Origin of the sequence: Microcoleus sp. S1D4, assembly GCF_036700765.1 — a bacterium.
GTDB lineage: Bacteria > Cyanobacteriota > Cyanobacteriia > Cyanobacteriales > Microcoleaceae > Microcoleus.
In genome coordinates this window covers 1-21716 of sequence record NZ_JAUBPP010000002.1, presented here as the reverse complement: position 1 = coordinate 21716, position 21716 = coordinate 1, and the positions used below count along the sequence as shown (strand labels likewise).

The window sequence follows — 21716 nt, the reverse complement described above, 5'->3', positions numbered from 1 at the left end:
GTAAAATATTTTAACAGTTAACAGTCAACAGTCAACAGTTAACAGTTAACAGTCAACAGTCAACAGTTAACAATCTTAAACAAATAAATACATATTTTATCTTCCCCGTTCTCTGTTATTTTAGAATACAAAAAATGCACGTTTTGTCAATTCCCACCTGGATTATTCACATCTCTAGCGTCGTCGAGTGGATTGCGGCCATCTGGTTAATTTGGACTTACGGCGAAGTCACTCAAAACCGAGCTTGGTGGGCCCTTTCCGCCGGAATGCTGCCCGCCCTAGTCAGCGCCATGTGTGCTTGCACTTGGCACTATTTTGACAACTCCCCAGCCCTAGAATGGATCGTTACCCTGCAAGCAGCGATGACTCTGATCGGCAATTTTACTCTGTGGGCGGCGGCTTGGTGGATTTGGCGATCGGCTCAACCAGCACAGAAAATTCAAGATTAAAAGAGGTATCAAGTCAATGAAAAATAGCACTTTTTGGGCAACATTTACAACAATTTCCATCGTGTTAGCAGGCGGATTATTGCAGGAGAGCAAAGCCAGCAATAATTTCCAGGAAGTCGCCCAACAGCCTAACTGTAAAAGTCCTCAAACCACGCTAGACATGAATATGTGTTCTAGTCAAGAGTTCAAAGCAGCAGACACCAAGCTCAATCAATTATATCAGCAACTTCGGCCTAAACTCAACAGCAAACAGCAGCAAAGATTGACGGTTGCACAGCGTAGTTGGCTCAAGTTTCGCGATGAAACTTGCAGCTATGAAGCCGGACACTTTGAAGGCGGTACTTTGGCGGCTCCTGTATACATTTCTTGCAGAGCAAAAGTTACACAGCAGCGCGTTAAAGATTTAGAAGATTATTTGAAACAAGCAAATTTGTAAGCAAATCTACCGAATTAGCTATTAAATTACCGACTTCTTCTGTGAGATGTTGCACCTGTGGTAAAAATCGGTTTTTCGATCTAAAATATAGCATTCAAACCTATATATTCCGTTCAAAAAACCAGTTTTTGTACGTTGCCGATGCTGTAAAATAAAAAATCAATTTATCTTTCTCAACGGCAATAGTGTACAATCGAAAGTCTAAAAACTAAAAGCTAAAATCTCAAATCGCCATGTCCTTCGTTGGTTTGCACATTCACAGCGATTACAGCCTCCTAGATGGCGCTTCTCAGCTACAGCAGCTCGCCGAACGGGCGGTGGAATTAGGGATGCCCGCGATCGCCCTTACGGACCACGGAGTGATGTACGGCGCGATCGAACTCATCAAAGTTTGCCGAAATAAAAACATCAAGCCCATAATTGGCAACGAAATGTACGTCGTCAACGGCGACATAGAAGTCAAAGTTAGAGGTAGAAGAAAATACCATCAAGTTGTCTTAGCCAAAAATACCCAAGGCTATAAAAACCTCGTCAAACTCACCACAATTTCCCACTTAAAGGGAATGCCAGAACGAGGTATTTTTGCCCGCCCCTGCATCAACAAAGACCTACTCAAACAATACTCCGAAGGTTTAATTGTCACCAGTGCTTGTTTGGGTGGCGAAGTTCCCCAGATGATTCTACAAAACAAGCTAGATACAGCGCGCGAAGTTGCCAAATGGTATAAAGAAGTATTTGGGGATGACTACTATATAGAAATTCAAGACCACGGTTCCCAAGAAGACCGGATGGTAAATGTGGAAATCGTCAAAATTGCCCGCGAATTCAATATAAAAATAATCGCCACTAACGATTCTCACTATATTTCTTGTAACGACGTAGAAGCCCACGATGCTTTGCTGTGCATCAACACCAACAAACTGATTGAAGAAGACAAGCGGATGCGCTACAGCGGTACAGAATATCTTAAGTCCGCTGACGAGATGGCGCAACTGTTTCGAGACCATTTGGACGACGAAACCATCAAAGAGGCGATCGAAACTACCCTAGAAGTAGCAAACAAAGTATCAAGATACGAGCTAACAGGAGAAGCTCGGATTCCCACAATTCCAATTCCCCCAGAACATACCGCCGATACCTATGTAGAAGAAATATCTTGGCTAGGACTATTAGAACGCCTCAAAAGCCGCACCAAAAACGAAATCCCCCCAGTCTACAAACAAAGACTAGAATATGAGCTAAAAATGATTCAGCAGATGGGTTTCTCTGAATATTTTTTAGTAGTTTGGGACTACATGAAATATGCTAGAGATAACAATATTCCCGTCGGGCCAGGACGTGGTTCTGCGGCAGGTTCTTTAGTTGCTTACGTCCTCAACATTACCAACATAGACCCCGTACACCACGGATTGCTGTTCGAGAGATTTCTCAATCCCGAACGTAAATCTATGCCAGATATCGATAGCGATTTTTGCATAGAAAGACGCGACGATATGATTAAATATGTTACGGAAAAATATGGCACAGACCGCGTAGCACAAATTATTACTTTCAACAGAATGACATCAAAAGCTGTCTTGAAAGATGTTGCTAGAGTGCTAGGAATTCCCTACAAAAAAGCCGACGAAATGGCAAAAATGATTCCCGTGTCGCGGGGGAAACCGGAAAAACTCAAAGTGATGATTTCCGAGGGAACACCGGCACAGGATTTTAAAGACAACTACGAAAATACAATTTGCATAAATGCAGAAACTGGCACCGAAGTTCCAGTGCGTCAGTGGATTGACATGGCAATTCGCATTGAAGGAACTAACAAAACCTATGGCGTTCACGCGGCCGGTGTGGTCATTTCTTCCCAACCCCTTGATGAAATTGTACCATTGCAAAAAAATGACAATGGTGCTGTGATTACCCAATATTTCATGGAAGACTTGGAATTTTTGGGGTTGCTGAAGATGGATTTTCTGGGACTTAAAAATTTAACAACTCTCCAAAAAACAGTCGAGTATGTTAAGCAAACGCAAGATATAATTATCGATGCCGAAGCCTTACCTTCTGATATTGAACGCAGAGCTCAAGAGACATTTACTAGGAACAACAAGTTACCAGGTGATGTAGCAAAAACTTATCAACTCTTAGAAAAAGGGGATTTGGAAGGTATTTTTCAGCTAGAATCTTCTGGGATGCTGGATGTAGTAAAAAAAATTAAACCTTCCTGTCTGGATGATATTTCTTCTATTCTGGCGCTTTATCGTCCCGGCCCGCTGGATGCTGGTTTGATTCCACAATTTATCGATCGCAAACACGGTAGAGAGGTGGTTAAATATGACCATCCGTTGTTAGAACCAATTTTAAAAGAAACCTATGGAACGCTTTGTTTTCAAGAGCAAATTATGCGGATGGCTCAAGATTTGGCGGGCTATTCTTTAGGTCAAGCTGACTTGCTGCGCCGCGCAATGGGCAAGAAGAAGGCTGATGAAATGCAGAAGCAAAAGGAAACATTTATTGATGGGGCAACTAAAAATGGTGTCACTCAAAGAGTTGCCGAAGAGTTGTTCGGACAAATGCTACAATTCGCCGAATATTGTTTTAATAAATCCCATTCAATGGCCTATGCCTATATCACTTACCAAACTGCTTATTTAAAGGCAAATTTTCCTGTAGAATACATGGCTGCACTGCTGACTGCTAACAGAGGCGATCAGGAGAAGGTACAGAGATATATTGCTAATTGTCTCAAGCTGAAGATTGACGTTGAGCCCCCTGATATTAATGGCTCTGAACTTACTTTTACGCCGCTTCCTACAGAGATGACAAAGGCCGAAAGACATAAAATTTTGTTTGGAATTTCGGCGGTTAAAAATGTGGGTGAGGGGGCTATTGAAAATATTTTGGAGGCGCGCCAAGAAGGGGGTAAGTTTAAGTCGCTGCCGGATTTGTGCGATCGCGTAAATCTACATTCTGTCAACCGCCGTGCCCTAGAAGCCTTGATTCAGTGTGGTGCTTTTGACAAAATCGATCCCAACCGCCAGCAATTGGTAAACGACCTCGAAGGGGTGATGAAATGGGCTCAAGACCGCAAGAAAGATCGAGAAAGTGGTCAAGGTAATCTGTTTGACTTGTTGGGTGGGAATAGCTTTGGGAACTCGGCGAATAAATTTGAGTCTGCACCAAAATCAAAGACTGTCAAAAATTTTGATACACAGGAAAAATTGCGTTTAGAAAAAGAATTACTGGGTTTTTATGTATCAGAACATCCCCTCAAGTTTCTGCTTGAATCTAATCAAGATCCAGATGTTGTGACTCTGGCACAGTTGGCGGAGAAAAAAGGGAAAGTTTCGGTTATTGTCATGATCAGCGCTATCAAACTTGTAGTGACAAAAAAGGGCGATGCGATGGCAATTTTGCAATTAGAAGATTTGACTAATCAAATCAAAGCTGTGGTATTTCCCAAGGCTTACGAACAACTGAAACCTTACATTGTAGATAATGCGATTTTGCTAATTGGTGGAAAAATAGAGAAAGACGGCGAAGAAATTCAGATAATTGTAGACACTGCAAAGCCTGTAGAAAATTCACAAGTTGCAGAGGAAATCGAGGTAGCCCAACCGGAAATACAAAATTCTTGGGCGAGGGAATCGGAAACACAAAGTTCTTGGGCGGCGCAACCGGAAAGACAAAATTATTTGGCGACGGAACCGGTTAACTTTGCCCGATCGACAAAACCAGTGCAAGTTATAGAAATGGTGATTGTCAAGCTTACACCGCCGCAGGTGCAAGATACGAAAAATCTCAATTCCCTGAAAGCTATTTTGCAAGAACTTTCCGATCGCCGAGAGGATGCTAGGGCTTCTGTGGGCGGAATTGTTGTGGGTAAATATTGCTGTCAACCGCTTCGCATCAACCCTAAGTTGTGGGTACAAGATGGCGATGGTGCTGTTAGCCGCCTCAAGTCTGCGGGATTTGATGCTTGGGTTTTTCCTCTCGACAATCGCGGGGATGCTGCGGTGTTTCGAGAAGTGCGATCGCAACTTAACATACATTCTTGGGCCAGTCGTTTACTTGACGCGGATGCCGATCGCATTTCCCAGTATCTCAACTATCTCGCCCAACTAAACAAACGCCCGCCAAACTAACACCTCGTCGCCATCCCCACCGGTGACTAAAGTTTGACCGTCAGGACTAAAAGCCACCGGATTGCACCCAACCAAACTGCACAAACATACGCCTGTTTGCAAGTTCCACAGTTTAACCGTACCATCTCGGCTGCCGCTAGCGACAATAGAGCGATCGGGACTAATCGCCACCGAAATAACCGCGTCAGAATGCCCGTTCAAAGTATTAATCAATTCCCCTGTATCGACATTCCACAATTTTAGCGTAGCGTCCGCACTACCGCTGACAATCGTCTTGCCATCTTGACTAAAGGCGATCGCATAAACCCAATCCGAATGACCCACAAAAGTCCGTACACTCTCCGCAATACCTACACGCCAAATCTTAATAGTGTTGTCCGCACTACCGCTCGCCAGAATCATACTTTGAGGGCGGAAACTCACAGATAAAACCTTGTCAGAATGTCCCGAAAGTTTTTGTACCAAGGCTCCGTTGTGCTGGTTCCACAGTTTAATACTCTTGTCGCCGCTAGCACTCGCAATTGCCCCTCCATCACAGCTAAAAGCCACCGAATACACGGAGCCGTACCGGTGACTGTAGGGCGAACCGTAATCGCTGTAAAACTCGCGAATCATCGCCTTTTTATCCAGCTTCCACTCAATAACTTTTCTGTCAAAACTACCGCTAACCAGCATTCTCCCGTCGGGGCTGATAGCCACAGCATCAACCGTTGCAGAATGGCCGAAAAAAGTATGAATCAATTCACCTGTGTGCAGGTTCCACAGCTTAATTGTTTTATCGTCGCTGGCGCTAGCAATAATATTGCCTTGAGGATTAATTACAACAGCATTAACCGAGCCTGAATGACCGTGAAGAATGCAGGCGCAGCGCCAGTTACGAGACAATAATTTATGGTTGCTAGGGGCAGCAGTTGCAACGTGAATCTTGTGGAGCGGCGCGACAGAGACGGCGGTTGATCTCTTTTGCTGCAAGTTAGTTACTGCCGAATTGATAGCTATTTTGGGTCGATAATTATAAGCGATTTGAGAGCGGGGATATTGCCCGAAATGTACTAAGTCTTGCAGCACTTCAGCAGCGGATTGATATCGCTCTCTGACTGAATCTTTGAGCAATTTGTTTAAAATACTTGTTAATTTTTTGCTGACTTTTATGCCTTTTTGCGCTAAGTGCGATCGCCAAATCCATCTGCATTCCAAAGCATCAAACAAATCATTCAGCACCGCCCCAGTCAGCAGGTGAATGCACGTAACGCCCAAACTGTAAAGGTCGCTCGCCGGATAAGCCTTGCCGCTGCGAATTTGTTCGATCGGCGCATAGCCAGCAGTTCCAGTTATCGTACCAGTTTTCGCCTCAGAAATGACGCTAATCTGCTTAGCCACCCCAAAATCTACCAGCACAAACTGACCGCCCCTCGCCGCACCCTGTACAGCGGCAGATTCAGGCATAATTATCCCTTTTTTGCCTTTCGCGACAGTCGAGTTGCAATATCGGGCAGCCCTGAGATTTTGGGGATTTCTCCGCAGAATATTTTCCGGCTTAATATCCCGATGAATCACCTGCTGCTCGTGAACAAACTGCAAAACAGGCAACAAATTAATCAACAATTCCCAAATCTGTTCCTCACTAAAAGCTCCCCGCTGCTGCAACTCCTGAAACAAATTATTTCCCTCAATTAACTCTTCCACAAGATACAGATGTGTTCCTTGTTCAAGAGAAGCCAACAAACTTGGAATTTGTGGGTGTTCTCCGAGTTCGTACAGCCGCTGAGCTTCTTGTTTAAACAGTGCAGTTGCCTTTTCTAATTCTGCCTTTTCTTGAACCTGCGGAAAAAATTGTTTGATGGCGCAGCGAGTTTTTAACCTATCTTCATCGACAGCTAAAAAAGTTCTGCCAAATGTTCCTTCACCGATAGGTTGAAGGGCACGGTAACGCTCTTTCAGCAGCAATTTTGAGCCGCACGCCAGACAAAACTTGCTTGAGTCAGGATTTTGCGGCTTCTGGCAATGGGGATTGAGGCAATAGCTCATCTTTTTTCCTGCCTGGAGAGTCCCACCACGGCTAAACTTAGCAAATATGGTAGTCTGTTTCAACTCACGCCGCGAGATTAAAGTCGATCGTACCTGATAAATCGGGTTGATCGACCCAAAATCTAGCATCTCAGATTGAGTCAGTGAGTAGAAGTGCTTGAGGTGAGTTTTTATATATTCTAATACTTTCCTAAAATTTTGCAGGGCAAACCGATCGCCAACGCGAGCATTTGTGTTTTGCATTTGAGCGAGCACCTCAATAGCTCGCGTATTGTACAACTCGCTCTGAGAGACAGCACTATAGCCTTTTTGACTCTTGATGAGGTACAGGTTGAGATTTTAGATTCTTCGACTTCGCAACCGAACAAGTTTTAGATTTTAGATTGAGGAATTGAGGAATTGAGAGAGTGATAAGTGCTATAGAAGTTTCCCCAAAGAATGCAGCGGCAGAATAACTTCCTAACCCTTAATTCATCAGCCCTTTGCAATTTTTCAATCTCAAACTTGTCCCATCGCGAAGTCGAAGTATCTAAAATGGTATTAACCGCAACTATTTTCTCCCTCTACAATAGACTCTTGCTTTTCGCTCTCATTCTGTGAAGATGCTTTTGCTTTAATCACCGCTTCCCGAAAGCCTAAAACCAGTAAAATATTGGCAAGTGTCAAGAATAATTCCGCAGAACCGTGCAGCCAATCGACATTTGCTAGCGACTCGTTGTAGGCAACTTTTGCATAAATTGCGGCGGGAATAGTCACAGCCACAAACACCAGAGTCCCGTAAAACCCTATCAAAGCTAAGCGAGGTGTTTTTCCCGATCGAGTCAAAAACCAGAGAAATCCCAAGTAGGGAAATAGAGACAGTACAAATAAAGTTTCTTTGGAAATCATTAGTAATTGTTCGTTCAGTTGACAATTGATAGTTTATATTATGTACGGTCGATCGATCGCAATCAACCGGACATGATATGACAGATGAGGGCGACCTCTACCTGGAAGGCATAGAATGGTCGCAATCAATAGTCTTCTTTGAATTTCTCCCTAAAAGGGAGAGGCTTTAAACCAATTCTTTTTGGTAATGAACCAGAGACTACGATCGAATTGAAAATTATTCACAATAAGTTTTAATTTTTAAGTTTTCATATTTAAATTTACCAGCCAAAAAACACACACACTGCTGCATACGACCGTCGTGAATCTTCCCAAATTTTAGAGTAAAATTCCCGATCCGGTGATTCGCGGCGCTGCAAGTAAATCTCTCATTCTTCAATTCTTTAATTTCAAATATACTGACATATCGACCCGTTGCTCTAGAACTGCTACAGACTCACCCAAGCTCATAGCTGAAAACCAAAGTTGCAGCAGGTCGTCAGTATTCAAAACCCTTCACCTACGCGAAGACAAAACCCGTAACTCTTCCCCTAACACCGTTTTTAGAATAACACATCTTCAATTCTTCCAATCTTTTAATTGTCCCTCTACCCACTACCCAGCAATTAAAAGCCGATACATATCCAAACTTTTTGCTCTGCTAGGAATCAAGCAAAGATAGTTCAAAACTTCTAAATCCAAGCTTGGTTTTCTATCTGCTGCAATAATTTCCTTGAGCTTAGCATCAAAATCAAAACTCGGGCCGCAATCCCAAACTTTTAGTTCCAAGTGTCCGTCAAACACGGTAATTTCTAGTTGAACGGGAGTTTCTACTGGCAGATTTTTGTGAGCGTGGCGAACTGCATTAATAAAACCTTCAGCTAAAGCTAACTGAAGCTGGAACCAAACTTCATTGGGTAGCGATAAATCTTTTAATTGCTCGAACCAATCCATAACTATAGTTAAAGCATTGACCTCTGTGTTGACTTGCAGGCTCATGTGTTGAACAGAAGTTTCATAAAGCTCTGCTTCCTGGTCTGTTTCATTCTGCCAATCCCATCTATTTAATAAATTCATTAATCCATCTAAAGCTTTAGAATTTTTTTTATTTGGCTCTTTGTTGCGACCTTCTACTTCGTAACTTTTGCTGAGTGACAAACAATTTTGACCGTCGAGAGTCCGGGTGTAGCTTAACTCGTCTGCAATCTGCCACATCAGTTTGATGCCTCTGCCACTTTCTGCCAGTTCGTCTATGTTGTTCAACATTTATTTTCCCTGTGTAAAAGTATTAATTTTTAGCGATGTTCTGACCGATCGAGCCAAGTTGTTGTATTTTATACTTGCTGGCTCGGTATTATTTCGCGCTCACACCAGAATGCTATCTTTTTTATAGAACGTAAGGCATCAGCAATATGTCTTAAGAGTCTAAGCCAATTGGCTTATTTATCGATCGCCTGTACGGACAAAGTTCGCCCCCCTGAGCAAAATCTTGCTGCCGCGAGTACCAATATTTATGCAATACCCCCCGCCAGCTATTTATCCCAGCCGTCGCCAGCTCAAAAATGCAAGGCATTCAGCGCCCGCACAGCTACGCTCCTTTGGAAGTTGCAAGGGAGTGTAGCTGTGCGCGAGCTCATCCTAAAAGCCTAAGTAATATCCGCAAGTGCGATCGCGCCGACCAATCTTACACCCTCAGCACACTAAACTAGGACTGGCACCAACAACCCGGCTTCTGTGAGAAATATTGGGTTTGACAGCGCCAAATCAACCGATAAACCCTATTTTTAGCCCGCGCGTCATTCTAGCAGACGACTCGGCGCGCGATCTCCAAGACTTACCAGACTTGGGCCAAGTCTGTTATGTTCGAGAGAGAAAGAGATGAGCTGTTGTGCATCCTAATTGTGTATGGTGATTGAGGGGGAAAGGGGCTATAACGGCTTGCTTCGGCTCCCTTCGGCTTAGCGAGCGGGTAAAGACGGGGAGAAGGGGAGAGGGGGAGAAGATTTTTGATCGATCGTCGAAATATACAATTTAAATGCACAACAGCTTAGAAGGTGAAAGAGGGAAAAAGAAAAAGGATTTTACAACGTTTGATTGGGAATTGAAATATACAATTTAAATGCGCTACACCTTATGACCAAAATCAAACTGACAATTCTAGCAGCTATATTACTACTTCCATTTTGTGCAGCCGTTCCCTTACAAGCTCAAAATCTGTCTTTAGTCAAGCGGCTGCTAGCAACCAGAGGATGTCCCGGATGCGACTTATTTGGCGCTTCCTTGAGCCGTGCAGATTTGTTCGGCGCTTCCTTGAGCCGCGCCACTCTCAGCAGGGCTGACTTAGTTGATGCCGACTTAACTGCGGCTGATTTAATTGAAGCTAATTTAAACAACGCCAACATGAGAAATGCCTTTTTGGCCTACGCCGACCTCAGCAAAGCCGACATGAGCAGGGCCGACATTAGGGAAGCAAACTTAGAAAATGCCAACCTCAGCGAGAGTTCTCTTCAAGAAGCATCCCTCAAGCTGGCTAACTTAAAATGCAGTAATTTGAGCGCCGCTAAACTAAGTCGAACCGATCTGAGAAATGCCGATTTAACTGGTGCGAATCTCAGCGGTGCAGACCTCCAAGAAGCTGATTTAAGCGGTGCAAATCTCAGCGGTGCAGACCTCAGAGCGGCCGATTTGACCGATGCGAGATTGAACAAAACTAATCTCACAGATGCCAATCTTTGCGGCGCAAAGATGCCGAACCGAAAAACCTCTCGGCGAGGCTGCGAAATTAACAAACAACAACCGATTATTACAAACAATTACTGTAATTACTGCTATCCAATCAAGGATTGGTGGCTGAATGTTTTAAGGTTGAATTAAGCGGTAGAATCTCTAGATATTCCTTTTTCCTGATTGGCGATCGCGCTTGAAAACCTAACAACCGGGTTTCTTGCTATATTTCTCGTTACCAAACCCAAAAATCTAAAAAATCAGGTTTCTCACCCCAATGCGCCGCTAACTATTACCAACTCAACTGGTGCGCCGTGCATACCCTACAATAACTAGAATCACTGTTAGCGCCAACAGCTTTTATCTATTTTGGAATATCCCAAAATTGGCTTAATCTTTGCAGATATTCTGCGCCGCCGATTTCTGCAACATTATTGTGACCTCCACCAGGAACCATGTAAAGCTGTTTGGGTTCGGGTGCTGCATCAAACAGTTTTTTGCTCATTTGGGATGGAACTACACTGTCAGCATTCCCGTGAATAAATAGCACCGGCATTTGCAGGCGATCGACTTTTGATAGAGAATCAAACCGCTGAGTCAGCAAAAAATCGATCGGAAACATCCAAAACAGCCGTTGTCGGAAATCTACCATTTCCCGCACCGAAGTAAAAGAACCCTCCACAATTAACCCCGCCACCTCCGGGTGGCGCACTGCCAGATCGATCGCAATTGCCCCTCCCAAAGAATGCCCGTAGATATAAATTTGATTCGGGTGAATCCCGCGCTGTTTCACCAAATAATCCCAAGCAAATTCAGCATCCTCATACACCCCAGATTCGCTCGGAAAATCGCCCTGGCTTTTTCCATAACCGCGATAATCGATCGCAAATACCGACACACCCAACTGATGAAATCGATTAGCGTGTTCGACAGTTGATCCTAAAGTTGAACCGTTACCGTGCAGGTACAAAACTACCCCCCCTAACCCCCCCTTGTTGGGGGGAACCGGAACGGCTTCTCGGCGGCTAAGGGGGGTTTCCGATGGGTTAACCCGAGCGGCTTCTCTTACTTCCCCCGGAACCTTGCGGGAGTTTTCCGAGGCAGGAATCCACCACCCGTGCACGGTTTCCACCGCGCCTGTTTTAGTAGGAATTGGCAGCAAAACATCTTGATATTTCAACTGCCAATCATCGGGCGTAGTTTCGATCGCCCGCGCCGGAACAAAGATAAACTTACCTTGCGTGGCCCATAGAAACAGACAAACAGCAGAATAAGCGATCGCCAAAACTGTCCCAAAAGTTATTAGCGATTTAGACAATAGCAATACCAGAAAATTGTTCATAGAAAATAGGGCACGCTGGAAATTAGAGATCGGTCAACAGCTAAGGGCGAATGACTAATTCAAACAATTAGCCAAGATCGATTACTAACTTCCACCGTCCAGTTCCGCCAAGTTTGAAAAATTAATCCAAGTCAGGGCGGTGCAAGTGCCAATTCGTAGACTGTTCGTAAGCATGAGCTACTTGAAACAACCTAGATTCTTGCAAAACATTACCAATCAGTTGTATGCCCACCGGCAGTCCTTTATCATCAAATCCGCAGGGCAAACTCAAAGCTGGCAAACCAGCCAGATTCACCGGAATAGTCATCAAATCTGACAAATACATACTCAGCGGATCGTTGAATTTTTCTCCAGCCTTAAAGGCCGTAGTCGGAGCAGTGGGACAGACCAAAACATCAACTTGAGAAAAAGCTTTTTCAAAGTCTTCTTTAATCAAAGTCCGAACTTTTTGAGCTTTGAGATAATAGGCGTCGTAATATCCAGCCGACAGCACGTAAGTGCCGATCGCAATCCGGCGTTTAACTTCCGCACCGAACCCTTGAGAGCGAGTTTTGGCATACATATCCAAAAGATTGTCGGCATCGGGCGATCGGAAACCGTATTTTACTCCATCATATCGCGCCAAATTTGCCGAAGCTTCCGAGGGAGCAATAATGTAGTAAGTGGGCAAACCGTAGCGGAAGCGGGGACAAGAAATGACTTGAATTTCTGCGCCCAATTGTTGAAATTGCTCGATCGCCTTAGTAACAGCGTCTTTAACCCCAGAGTCCAGCCCTACACCAAAAGTTTCTTTAATTACACCAATTCTAATCTGACCCTTCGGTCGCAAACTGGGTCTTAAAGCTTGAGCGTAGTCAGGAATTGGGACATTAAGACTCGTGGAATCTCTCGGATCGTAACCGGCGACGGCCCCCAACAAAATCGCCGCATCCTCAACAGTCCGACCAAAGGGCCCGATTTGATCCAGAGAAGAAGCATAGGCCACCAAACCGTAACGAGAAACCAACCCATAGGTCGGTTTCAGCCCCACCAAGCCACAAAAAGCAGCAGGTTGGCGGATCGAACCCCCAGTATCCGAACCCAAGCTCGCGACGCATTCTCCGGCGGCTACCGCTGCGGCAGAACCGCCAGAAGACCCTCCGGGTACGCGCTCCAAGTCCCAAGGATTCGCGGTAACTTGATAGGCAGAAGTTTCAGTCGAGCTCCCCATTGCAAACTCGTCCATATTCGCCTTACCCACAATCACCGCACCGGCGGCTTTGAGTTTGGAGACGACGGTTGCATCGTAGGGAGGCACAAAATTCTCCAAAATCCGAGAGGCGCAGGTTGTGGGAACGCCATCGGTACACATATTGTCTTTAACGGCGATCGGGATGCCGGCCAAGGGCCCAATTTCCTCACCGGCGGCGATTTGGGCATCCACTTTGTGGGCCTGGGCCATTGCGCTGTCTGCCGTCACGCACAGAAAGCTTTTCAACTTCGGCTCTAGCTGGGTAATTCGGTCTAATGTTTCTTGAGTAATTTCCACAGCAGAGCGTTCTTTATTGACCAGTTGTCGGTGCAACTCGCGGATGGATGCCATGCTCGTACCTTTATCATTTCTACTTTCGGCCACTTAGTCAATATAGCTGGCAATTGCACTCGCTTACAGCCTCTTCCTTATCTGCGTCTACCTGCGTGCATCTGCAGTCAAAAACAGCCACCTAATTTGCCACCACGATCCCCAGGAAAAAAAATTCATCCGGAATTGTCCCCAAAACCAGAGATATATGCTAAGAAGTTCCCGATGCCCCGTTGGAGGAATGCCACCTAAAGCTCACCTAGAATCTCACCTGACGGCAGAGGAACTCAAACTTCGCTACCGGCAGGCACAAAACACCACAGAGTCCCGCCGCTGGCACTTGCTGCTCTTAGTTTCCCGAAATTGGACTATCAAAGAAGCAGCCCAAGTCGTAGGTCTCAACTACGACTACGCCAAAGAAATTGTCCAGCGCTACAACCGAGAAGGGCCCACCTCTGTGAGAAACCGCAGCGGAGACCGCAAGCCCCCTCCTGCAAAATCCTTGCTGAGTCCAGAACAGCAAGAAGAACTGCGACAAGCGCTGCAAGGCCCTGCCCCCGATGGCGGAGACTGGACAGGGCCTAAAGTAGCTCTCTGGATTGCCGAAAAGATTGGTATCGATCGTGTCTGGCCCCAACGCGGCTGGGATTACCTCAAGCGGTTGGGTGTTGACTGGCGGCGGCGCAAAAAGTAGATTGTTCGCAATATTTTAGAGGGAGTCGATCGCACTCAATGGCGATCGACTCCCTTTATTTTTGCATTGGCCCGCGCAGGGCATTGGCCCGCGCAGGGCATTGGCCCGCGCAGGGCATTGGCCCGCGCAGGTCATTAGTTATTGGTCAAAAGAACAGGTGCGTCGCTCGATCGATTGTTGCTCTTTGTTGAGGATTGTCGATGTATCCGCACCCTACCGCTAAAATCCCAAATCTAAAATCTAAAATCTAAAATCTAAAATCTAAAATCGTTTGACTCTTGTAACAATAGCTGCTTAGATTGAATTTGGTTGTGTTGAGGATGTCGAATATATGCGAGGAATCGGGCGTTTTTTGTCGATCGCAAACAAGATGGCTGCAGTAGTCGCTGGCATCGGACTGGTTCAGGTGTTAACCATCGCCAGTTCATTCTCTCAATCATCTAACCCGCGTTCCCTAGACGAACTCTACAAAATTCGCGATCGGCTCGTCACCGAATTAGAACAACCAGCCTCTCCCTCCCCAGAACCAACCCTGCTTTCCGGCTTAATTCCCCTCGGAGGCAATCCCCAAGAAAAACTGATACAACAGTTGCAAGCAGTAGATGTTCAAATATTAGTAGAACAGAGAGCTAACGACAATTTGCAGCAAGCAGTCCGCTTAGCCAACCGAGCCGTAGAAACTGGAAAACAGCCAAATCAGTCGCTCGAATCTTCGCAACAAACTCAATTTTTGTGGCACCAGGCGCTCAACAACTTGCAGGAAGTTCCCCAAAATTCCTTTTTAGCTCCTTTCAAAACATCAAAAACTCAAGAATACCGGGAAAACTTCACAGCAGCCACCTCTCAAGTGCGGCAAGCAAAATCAGATTTTTTGGCTGAGGTGGCTCGCGAAAGCGGTTTGTCAGAGAAGGCTTCGATCGGCATTTGCCACCTGTCTAGAGAGTGCGTGAACCTGCGGGGCGATGTGCCTCCTGCCAGCCCGGCCAGCTTAATTAAACTGCCGATTGCTGTCGCCCTGATGCAAAAAGTCGAACAAGAAAAAATCAGTCTAAACCAGGAAGTATTCGTCAATCGGGGTAATTTTACCGAAGACTCAGCGACGAAGATTGTGTCCGCTAAAAATTACCCGTTGAAGACACTGTTAGAAGAAATGATCGATCGCAGCAGCAATACTGCCACCAATCAACTGATCGATTATGTAGGTTCCGATTATATCAATCAATTCTTAGAAAATCGCGGCTACCAAGTAACCCGCGTCAACTTCAAATTAATGGGCGAAAAAATTATGCCCTCCAATCCCGGTTCTGGCCCCAACCGCTTGACTGCTAACGAACTAACCGAAATGATGGTGCAAATTTACAACGGCGAAACACCCGGTGCTAAACTGTTAGTAGAAACTCTCAACCGCCAGTACGATCGCGCTTTGGGATTTGCCGCCCTGCAAGGAACTAAAGTTCAGTGGTTGGGCGAAAAAACTGGCGAAAATTCCCTGGTGCTAGGCACAACTTTAGCGATGAACATTGACGGCGAAGCCTACGTGATGACTGTGATAGACAGTCGCAGCAGCGGCGATTTACAAATCCGCAACTCTATTTCTAAGATTGCCGATTATATTAGTAAAAATCCCAGTTTTTAACCAATCTGGAGCTAGGTTCACCAAAATACAAATTTGGTTCAAGCATCAATCCTCGACGCTGCTAAAAGCTCATCCCACAAATCCTGCTTTTGATTGCTATAGCAACCGCCAAGACGATGAGAAGTTCCTTCTTCCTTCTTCCCTCGGACTGATGACGTTGGACGGAAAGCTCCGGGGGGACAGCAAAACATGACTAATGACTGATGACTAATGACTAATGACTGATGACTGATGACTGTTGACTTCTTCCTTCTCTTAAAAATGCCGCATCAAAAGCTCAGTGTTTCTGTCAAAGGCGAAGGATTTCCTATTCTTTGCTTGCACGGACATCCCGGTTCCGGCAATTGTATGTCAGTGTTTACAGAACACCTCTCAAAGCGCTTTCGGACGATCGCCCCAGACTTGCGCGGCTACGGCAACAGCCGCACCTCCAATCCCTTTGAAATGACCGACCACCTCCTCGATTTAGAAGCACTTTTAGACCGATTGGGAGTCGATCGGTGTTTGGTTGTCGGATGGTCTTTGGGAGGGATTTTAGCCCTGGAATTAGCTATGAAATATCCCCAGCGAGTCACGGGTTTGATTGTGCTGGCATCCGCAGCCAAACCGCGAGGGAGTCACCCTCCGATCTCTTGGCAAGATAACCTTTACACTGGTTTAGCCGGAATCATCAATTGGGTGATTCCCGGTTGGCAGTGGAATATTGATACTTTTGGCAGGCGATCGCTCTTTCGCTACTTGATCCAGCAGCATACAGCCACGCCTTACCGCTACTTGGCACGGGCAGGTACTCCCGCCTATCTCCAGACTTCCGGCGCGGCTACAAAGGCTTTAAATACCGCTCTCAGAGCCGGATACGATCGACTGCAGCATCTCGGCGACATTCAATGTCCCTGCTTGGTGCTGGCTGCTGAGGGCGATCGACACATCACCTCCGCATCCAGTTTAGAAACAGCCCGCCACCTCCGCGATTGTCAGTGGGAGTGTTATCGGAATACAGCCCATTTGTTTCCTTGGGAAATTCCCGATCGGGTAATCGCAGACATCGATCGCTGGATTGAGAGTAACCCCCAAGCAGTTAGCTAAAGTTATGAACTTATATCATGTCCAGTCGATTACCATCACAAAAACACTGCTAACCAATTTTATCGCTGTCAATCGACATGACATCAATTCCGGTTGCACTCATACATGATGTTAACTGTTAACAGTCAACAGTCAACAGTCAACAGTCAACGCCTGAATTTACTATTCTGATGAAGAGAGGATTTGATCTGACACGATATTATGTCTATCGTTTGCGTTTGCATCCGAATTAAAAAGTGCGATCGCCGAATCGTACTGTGGTATGATTCCGATGTTACCGGAACTTAATTTACAACTGGCGCACTCAAAATTTCCCTGCTTCTACTGACTGATCAAAGCAGGTAACAACCCTCCATCACCAAACTTTCCCAAATCATCTGCAACAGTCAAATTAATAGGTTTGCAGCGTTGAATCGAAACACCAACACCTTCTGCACCTTCATTTTCTATGTCTTCTACATAACCTGCTTTTGCAGCTTCCGCCTCTCCATCGGTCAAGAAGGGGCCAAAATAGTAAATGCACCGCGGCGTTGAAGTTTTAACTTCAACCCACCAAGCCAATCCGAAAACATTGAGCAAGCTAATCAAGAATTCTTTCATCTGCTTTTTTAATTTATTTGACGGTGTTTTCACGGTGCTGCGGGCAACACCTGCGCTTTTGTTATTTACTCGGCTGTGCCACTCCTACTAAAAACTCATTTAAACCTATTTAAAGCCGATATCTAAATAGATTTGCACGTAGGGGAAAGGCCCCTTCTACTTTCGCCGGAACAACTAACGAAAGCCGATCTGCTATCCTTACTTGTTCAGGGAATGCAGCCCCAAAATGAGGGGCTGCATTCACCTATTATTTTATCGCCTTAACTGCCGATCGACTGGGAACAACAAAAGTGGGTTGTAATCAGATTTATCTGTTGTTTATTCAGCTTGAATTCTAATTCAATTCCCGACATGGTGTTTTCCCAGATGACATTGTACCGGCATTGTCCTAGTAATGTGTAAGTAGCTACAGAGACCGATCGCCCGGATTGAGCTGCTTACATCAATTACTCTGTTGTACACTTTTTTTCAACGACCTTCAAGATCCGTGTACGTGAAACTTTTTGGGCCCCCGCTGGCGGTAAATTTCGTATAAAGCCATCCCCGTTGCTACCGACACATTCAGGCTAGGAGTCTTTCCCCTTAAAGGAATTGAAACTAATCCGTCGCAGCCGCGCTGTATCAAAAGGCTCAAACCATCAGCTTCACCGCCCACAACTAAAACAGTCGGCCCGGAGAACTTGATTGTCTCTACCGAGTCACCAACCCCTGCTGCAGTGCCGTAAATCCAGAATCCAGCCTCTTTCAATTCTTCCAGCGCCCGGTTAAGATTGACAACCCTCGCCACTGGCAGGTTTTCCAATGCCCCTGCTGCGACTTTTCTCACTGCCGAGGTAATCCCGACGGCCCGCCGCTGCGGAATCACAATGCCCTGAGTTCCTAACGCTTCTGCGGTGCGAACGATCGCCCCTAAATTGTGGGGATCGTTAAGTCCTTCTGCTACCACAATCACTGGATCTTGGCAAGCGGCCTTAGCATTGGCGATCAGGTCAGTCAAATCCAAGTATTCGTAAGCTGACACTTGGGCGGCTACACCTTGATGGTTTGCCTTCCGCGTGATGTAGTCGAGGCGCAAATCATCAACTTCATCGATGATGCTGCCGTTGGCCTTGGCTTCGGTTAGCAAGCTGTGAAAGCGCGGATCGTAGCGCAGGTGCGGGACAACCCAGATCCGGTTGAGCACTTGGTTGCTTTCTAAAGCCGCTTGCACTGCATGGCGGCCGTAAATCATGTCGTCTGTGTTTGCGTCTGGTTGCACGACGGTATTTGAGGCAGTGTCCACAGGGCGAGTGTCTGTCTCTTTGTCTCTGTCTCTGAAATGATAGCCCCGGAATTCCCGCGGGCTGCTATCTCCGTCTCTGTTTTTGTCTTTGTCTCTGTCTTTGTAAAAATTGCCCCGGGAATCCTGCGGGCTGCTGTCTCTGTTTTTGTCTCTGTCTCTGTCTCGGAAATTGTTGCGGGCTGGCTGCGGGCTGCTGTCTCTGTCTCTGTCTCGGAAATTGTTGCGGGCTGGCTGCGGGCTGCTGTCTCTGTCTCTGTCTCGGAAATTGTTGCGGGCTGGCTGCGGGCTGCTGTCTCTGTCTCGGAAATTATTGCGGGCTGGCTGCGGGCTGCTGTCTCTGTCTCGGAAATTATTGCGGGCTGGCTGCGGGCTGCTGTATCCGTCTCTCTCTCCGTCTCTGTCTCTGTCCCTGTCTCTGTAAAAATTGCCGCGGGATTCCTGCGGGCTGCTGTCTGCGTCTCTGTCTTTGAACTGTCGGCGCGCGGAGGGTTGGCCGTCGCCATCGACATTCCGTTTGAAAATTGCTCGCACGGGCATTTCTCGGGATTGGGGAGAGAAAGTCGATCGCTTTTGAGGCGCTTCTACTCCGCGAGTGTCGGGAGAGGGCTTGCGTTCAAAGCGGGGAGAGGAGGATTGCGAGTCTTGACGGCGGCCTTCGCTTCTGAATGGCTTGCTGTCGGAATTCGATCGCGAGGAGTTTGGTTTGGTAAATTTTCTCATGGGTTTATGATTGCAGTTAGAGCGATTTGAGATTTGAGATTTTGGCTTGAGAAACCAATCTTAGGAATTTGGGATTTGAGATTGGCAGGTTTGGGATCAAAGATTTTTCTGGTGAAAGTTGCTAGTTGATAAGCTTGATCTGCATACATAAATTTCGATCGATCTGTTAAGCGCAGATTGCAAGCGGATACACACAGAGGGACGCAGATAATTCATTGGAGTCTGGGATGCACAGTGCAACTGAAGTCTAATCACTCCATCGGTAGCGACAGTTTTTAGGTGGTAGTCACAAAACGCAAGTCCTAAGCCGATTCGTGACCTCAGACACCCGGTTTCTTCCGATATTTATTGTCAAGCGCCACTAAATTTTCTCGACAACCGGGTTTCTAGCCCCCGCTCGATCGTAATCCCTGAAACTGTCGCTACGTATCGATCGCCGGTCGATCCTGTTTGCGCCATCGATTTTTGGGCTTTTTTAGGTAGGTTTGCGGTGGAATTAATGATTAATCCGCTGTCCTTCGCAACTATTAACTGCTAGATACTTTCAGTTTCTAGCTCTAAAAGTCCCAAAATTTCCGTCAATCTTTCGGAATCGGTGAGGTACAAATATCCGACCAAAGTTTCTAAGCTGCTGGCTTGTTGGTAAATCTCTGGATCGGCTCGCTTGGAACGGCCGGATACGGCATTGCGCCCGCGCTTGACAATTGCTAATTCTGTACTGTTCAAATAAGGAGAGATCGATCGCAAGTGACGCGCTTGAGTTTCGGCTCGTACTTGTCCCACCACCAATTCGTGATAAGCTTGCAATCTTTTCGGCGGTACTAAGTACGAGCTCCTAATGTAGAGTTCGTATACTGCATCTCCCAAATATGCCCAGGCGGAGGGCGATATCCTTTCTATTTCTGCTGGTGTCGCCCTCTCCGCATACTGTCGATTTAAACTGATATCAGTCAGGCTCAATTTGAGTCCATCATCTGCGGTAGGCGACATACTTTTTTAAATAAAACTTCCGCACAGCTTGGTTGTTCTAGTCCTTTGACATTTTTGTCTTCGATCACGCTAGGCAATTATAGCTTTCACAGGATTGCGAGCATCTCGATCGCGAAAAAGCTCTCTAATTTGCCGATCGCGATCGCACCGACTCAAAAACACTTTTTACACTTATCGCAACGCTCCCCTTCTTATACCATTTTTCTGTCTGTTTGCCACACATATTTTGCTGTTCCTCCACCGGATCTCAAAGTATCAGGGGAATTTGCAGCTTGCGCGTGTCGCAGCTTCTCGGAAAATTAGTATTTTTTTGCCCGTAAAACTATAAAAATTTGCTATCCAGCGTTGAGAACCGGATAGCTAATTAAATCCACCTTTGCATCAAGTATCCTTGACGTTTTTTACCGCATCATCAACCGTTGGCTGCAAAGACAAAAATTTCTCTAAGCGAACCAGTTTAACAGTCTGAGTTACACGGGGATTTGAGACAATTTGCAATGTTCCTTCCAAGGTTTGGGCTTTCTTGACAAGTTGTACAAGTGCGCCCAAGCCGGAACTGTCCACAAAGTCTATTTTAGACAAGTCCAAAATTACGTGTTTTGGGCCATCGTCTATACATTTGCTTATTACCTTCCGAAAAGTGGCCTCAGAAAAAGCGTCGAGCAGGCCAGTCAGGCGAAATAACTGATAGTTATTCTTGACTTCGCGAGTGCCTCTGAGGCTAACGGTCAGGGTCAATGGCTCAGAAATGACACCCTCCTAGCTAAATATGACTAAAAGTCGAGGCTTCATTATAGGAGTTTTTTGGTTTTTTGTCTACAGTTTTTTGGTCGTCAGCGATCGGTCAGGAGTCGTTAGTCATTAGTCAGAGGCTCTCTACACCAAGAGCCTTTGAGAGACGAGCAATTGCAAAAATAGCTATGACGGGCGAGGAGGATCGTCCCACAAAAATGATTTTTTCTTGTGGGGAGTAGGGTGCGCCGTCCCGCCTGCTGGAAAATTCGCTCAAAACAACTGAGGCAATTCCAGCCCGATGACTGCGGACTGATGACCAATAACCGAAAGCGAGGGGGACAGCACTAATGACCAATGACTAATGACTAATGACTAATGACTAATGACTAATGACTAATGACTAATGACTAATGACTAATGACTAATGACT

16 protein-coding genes are annotated in these 21716 nt (G+C 46.0%); 7 read left to right on the top strand and 9 right to left on the bottom strand.

Translation table 11 applies throughout. The annotated features are described in order from the left end of the window. The first annotated feature begins 134 nt into the window (after positions 1–134). The 3 genes from QT998_RS02515 (at position 135) to QT998_RS02505 (ending at position 5021) form a co-directional block, all read left to right on the top strand. Entirely contained in the window at positions 135–449 is a 315-nt protein-coding gene (locus QT998_RS02515) for a DUF2499 domain-containing protein (protein ID WP_333090516.1), read from the top strand. A 16-nt stretch (positions 450–465) separates the two neighbouring features. Beyond that, positions 466–885, top strand: coding sequence for a lysozyme inhibitor LprI family protein (locus QT998_RS02510; RefSeq protein WP_333090517.1), 420 nt, complete (start codon positions 466–468; stop codon positions 883–885). Between the two features lie 233 nt (positions 886–1118). Next, a complete protein-coding gene (locus QT998_RS02505; RefSeq protein WP_333090518.1) occupies positions 1119–5021 on the top strand; it encodes a DNA polymerase III subunit alpha in 3903 nt (1300 codons plus the stop codon). Here the strand turns inward: QT998_RS02505 and QT998_RS02500 are convergent. The 3 genes from QT998_RS02500 to QT998_RS02490 form a co-directional block, all read right to left on the bottom strand. Then, complete coding sequence (locus tag QT998_RS02500; protein WP_333117629.1) at positions 4998–7292, bottom strand: WD40 repeat domain-containing serine/threonine-protein kinase; 2295 nt, start codon at positions 7290–7292, stop codon at positions 4998–5000. The two genes, QT998_RS02505 and QT998_RS02500, sit on opposite strands and share 24 nt — an antisense overlap. 297 nt (positions 7293–7589) lie before the next feature. After that, positions 7590–7937, bottom strand: coding sequence for a DUF3593 domain-containing protein (locus tag QT998_RS02495; protein ID WP_194011872.1), 348 nt, complete (start codon positions 7935–7937; stop codon positions 7590–7592). Between the two features lie 594 nt (positions 7938–8531). After that, the gene (locus QT998_RS02490) at positions 8532–9182 is read right to left on the bottom strand and encodes an ATP-binding protein (RefSeq protein WP_333090522.1); all 651 of its coding nucleotides are present in this window, start codon (positions 9180–9182) and stop codon (positions 8532–8534) included. 867 nt (positions 9183–10049) lie between these two features. On the opposite strand from QT998_RS02490, the gene QT998_RS02485 reads away from it, so the two are divergent. Continuing rightward, entirely contained in the window at positions 10050–10790 is a 741-nt protein-coding gene (locus QT998_RS02485; protein ID WP_333090523.1) for a pentapeptide repeat-containing protein, read from the top strand. Positions 10791–11004: 214 nt separating this feature from the next. On the opposite strand, the gene QT998_RS02480 is transcribed toward QT998_RS02485, so the two are convergent. Continuing rightward, on the bottom strand, positions 11005–11982 hold the full coding sequence (locus tag QT998_RS02480) for an alpha/beta hydrolase (RefSeq protein ID WP_333117631.1): 978 nt from the start codon (positions 11980–11982) through the stop codon (positions 11005–11007). A gap of 121 nt (positions 11983–12103) precedes the next feature. Beyond that, entirely contained in the window at positions 12104–13564 is a 1461-nt protein-coding gene (gene gatA, locus QT998_RS02475) for an Asp-tRNA(Asn)/Glu-tRNA(Gln) amidotransferase subunit GatA (RefSeq protein ID WP_333117632.1), read from the bottom strand. A 220-nt stretch (positions 13565–13784) separates the two neighbouring features. Here gatA and QT998_RS02470 point away from each other — a divergent pair, with 220 nt between their 5' ends. The 3 genes from QT998_RS02470 to QT998_RS02460 all read left to right on the top strand — a co-directional run bounded on the left by QT998_RS02470 (position 13785) and on the right by QT998_RS02460 (position 16959). Next, complete coding sequence (locus QT998_RS02470) at positions 13785–14237, top strand: helix-turn-helix domain-containing protein (protein ID WP_194010600.1); 453 nt, start codon at positions 13785–13787, stop codon at positions 14235–14237. A gap of 370 nt (positions 14238–14607) precedes the next feature. Further along, the gene (locus tag QT998_RS02465) at positions 14608–15873 is read left to right on the top strand and encodes a serine hydrolase (RefSeq protein ID WP_333117641.1); all 1266 of its coding nucleotides are present in this window, start codon (positions 14608–14610) and stop codon (positions 15871–15873) included. A 261-nt stretch (positions 15874–16134) separates the two neighbouring features. After that, complete coding sequence (locus QT998_RS02460; RefSeq protein ID WP_333090533.1) at positions 16135–16959, top strand: alpha/beta fold hydrolase; 825 nt, start codon at positions 16135–16137, stop codon at positions 16957–16959. A gap of 321 nt (positions 16960–17280) precedes the next feature. Here the strand turns inward: QT998_RS02460 and QT998_RS02455 are convergent, their stop codons facing one another. From QT998_RS02455 to QT998_RS02440, 4 genes are all read right to left on the bottom strand, one after another. Next, entirely contained in the window at positions 17281–17559 is a 279-nt protein-coding gene (locus QT998_RS02455; protein WP_194066835.1) for a DUF1816 domain-containing protein, read from the bottom strand. Positions 17560–18037: 478 nt separating this feature from the next. Continuing rightward, positions 18038–19561: a 23S rRNA (guanosine(2251)-2'-O)-methyltransferase RlmB gene (gene rlmB, locus QT998_RS02450; protein WP_333217910.1), complete on the bottom strand. Its 1524-nt coding sequence runs from the start codon at positions 19559–19561 to the stop codon at positions 18038–18040. A gap of 534 nt (positions 19562–20095) precedes the next feature. After that, entirely contained in the window at positions 20096–20551 is a 456-nt protein-coding gene (locus QT998_RS02445; RefSeq protein ID WP_194010595.1) for a Mini-ribonuclease 3, read from the bottom strand. 381 nt (positions 20552–20932) lie between these two features. Continuing rightward, positions 20933–21289, bottom strand: a complete 357-nt coding sequence (locus QT998_RS02440; protein WP_194010594.1) for an STAS domain-containing protein — start codon at positions 21287–21289, stop codon at positions 20933–20935. Positions 21290–21716: the final 427 nt, after the last annotated feature.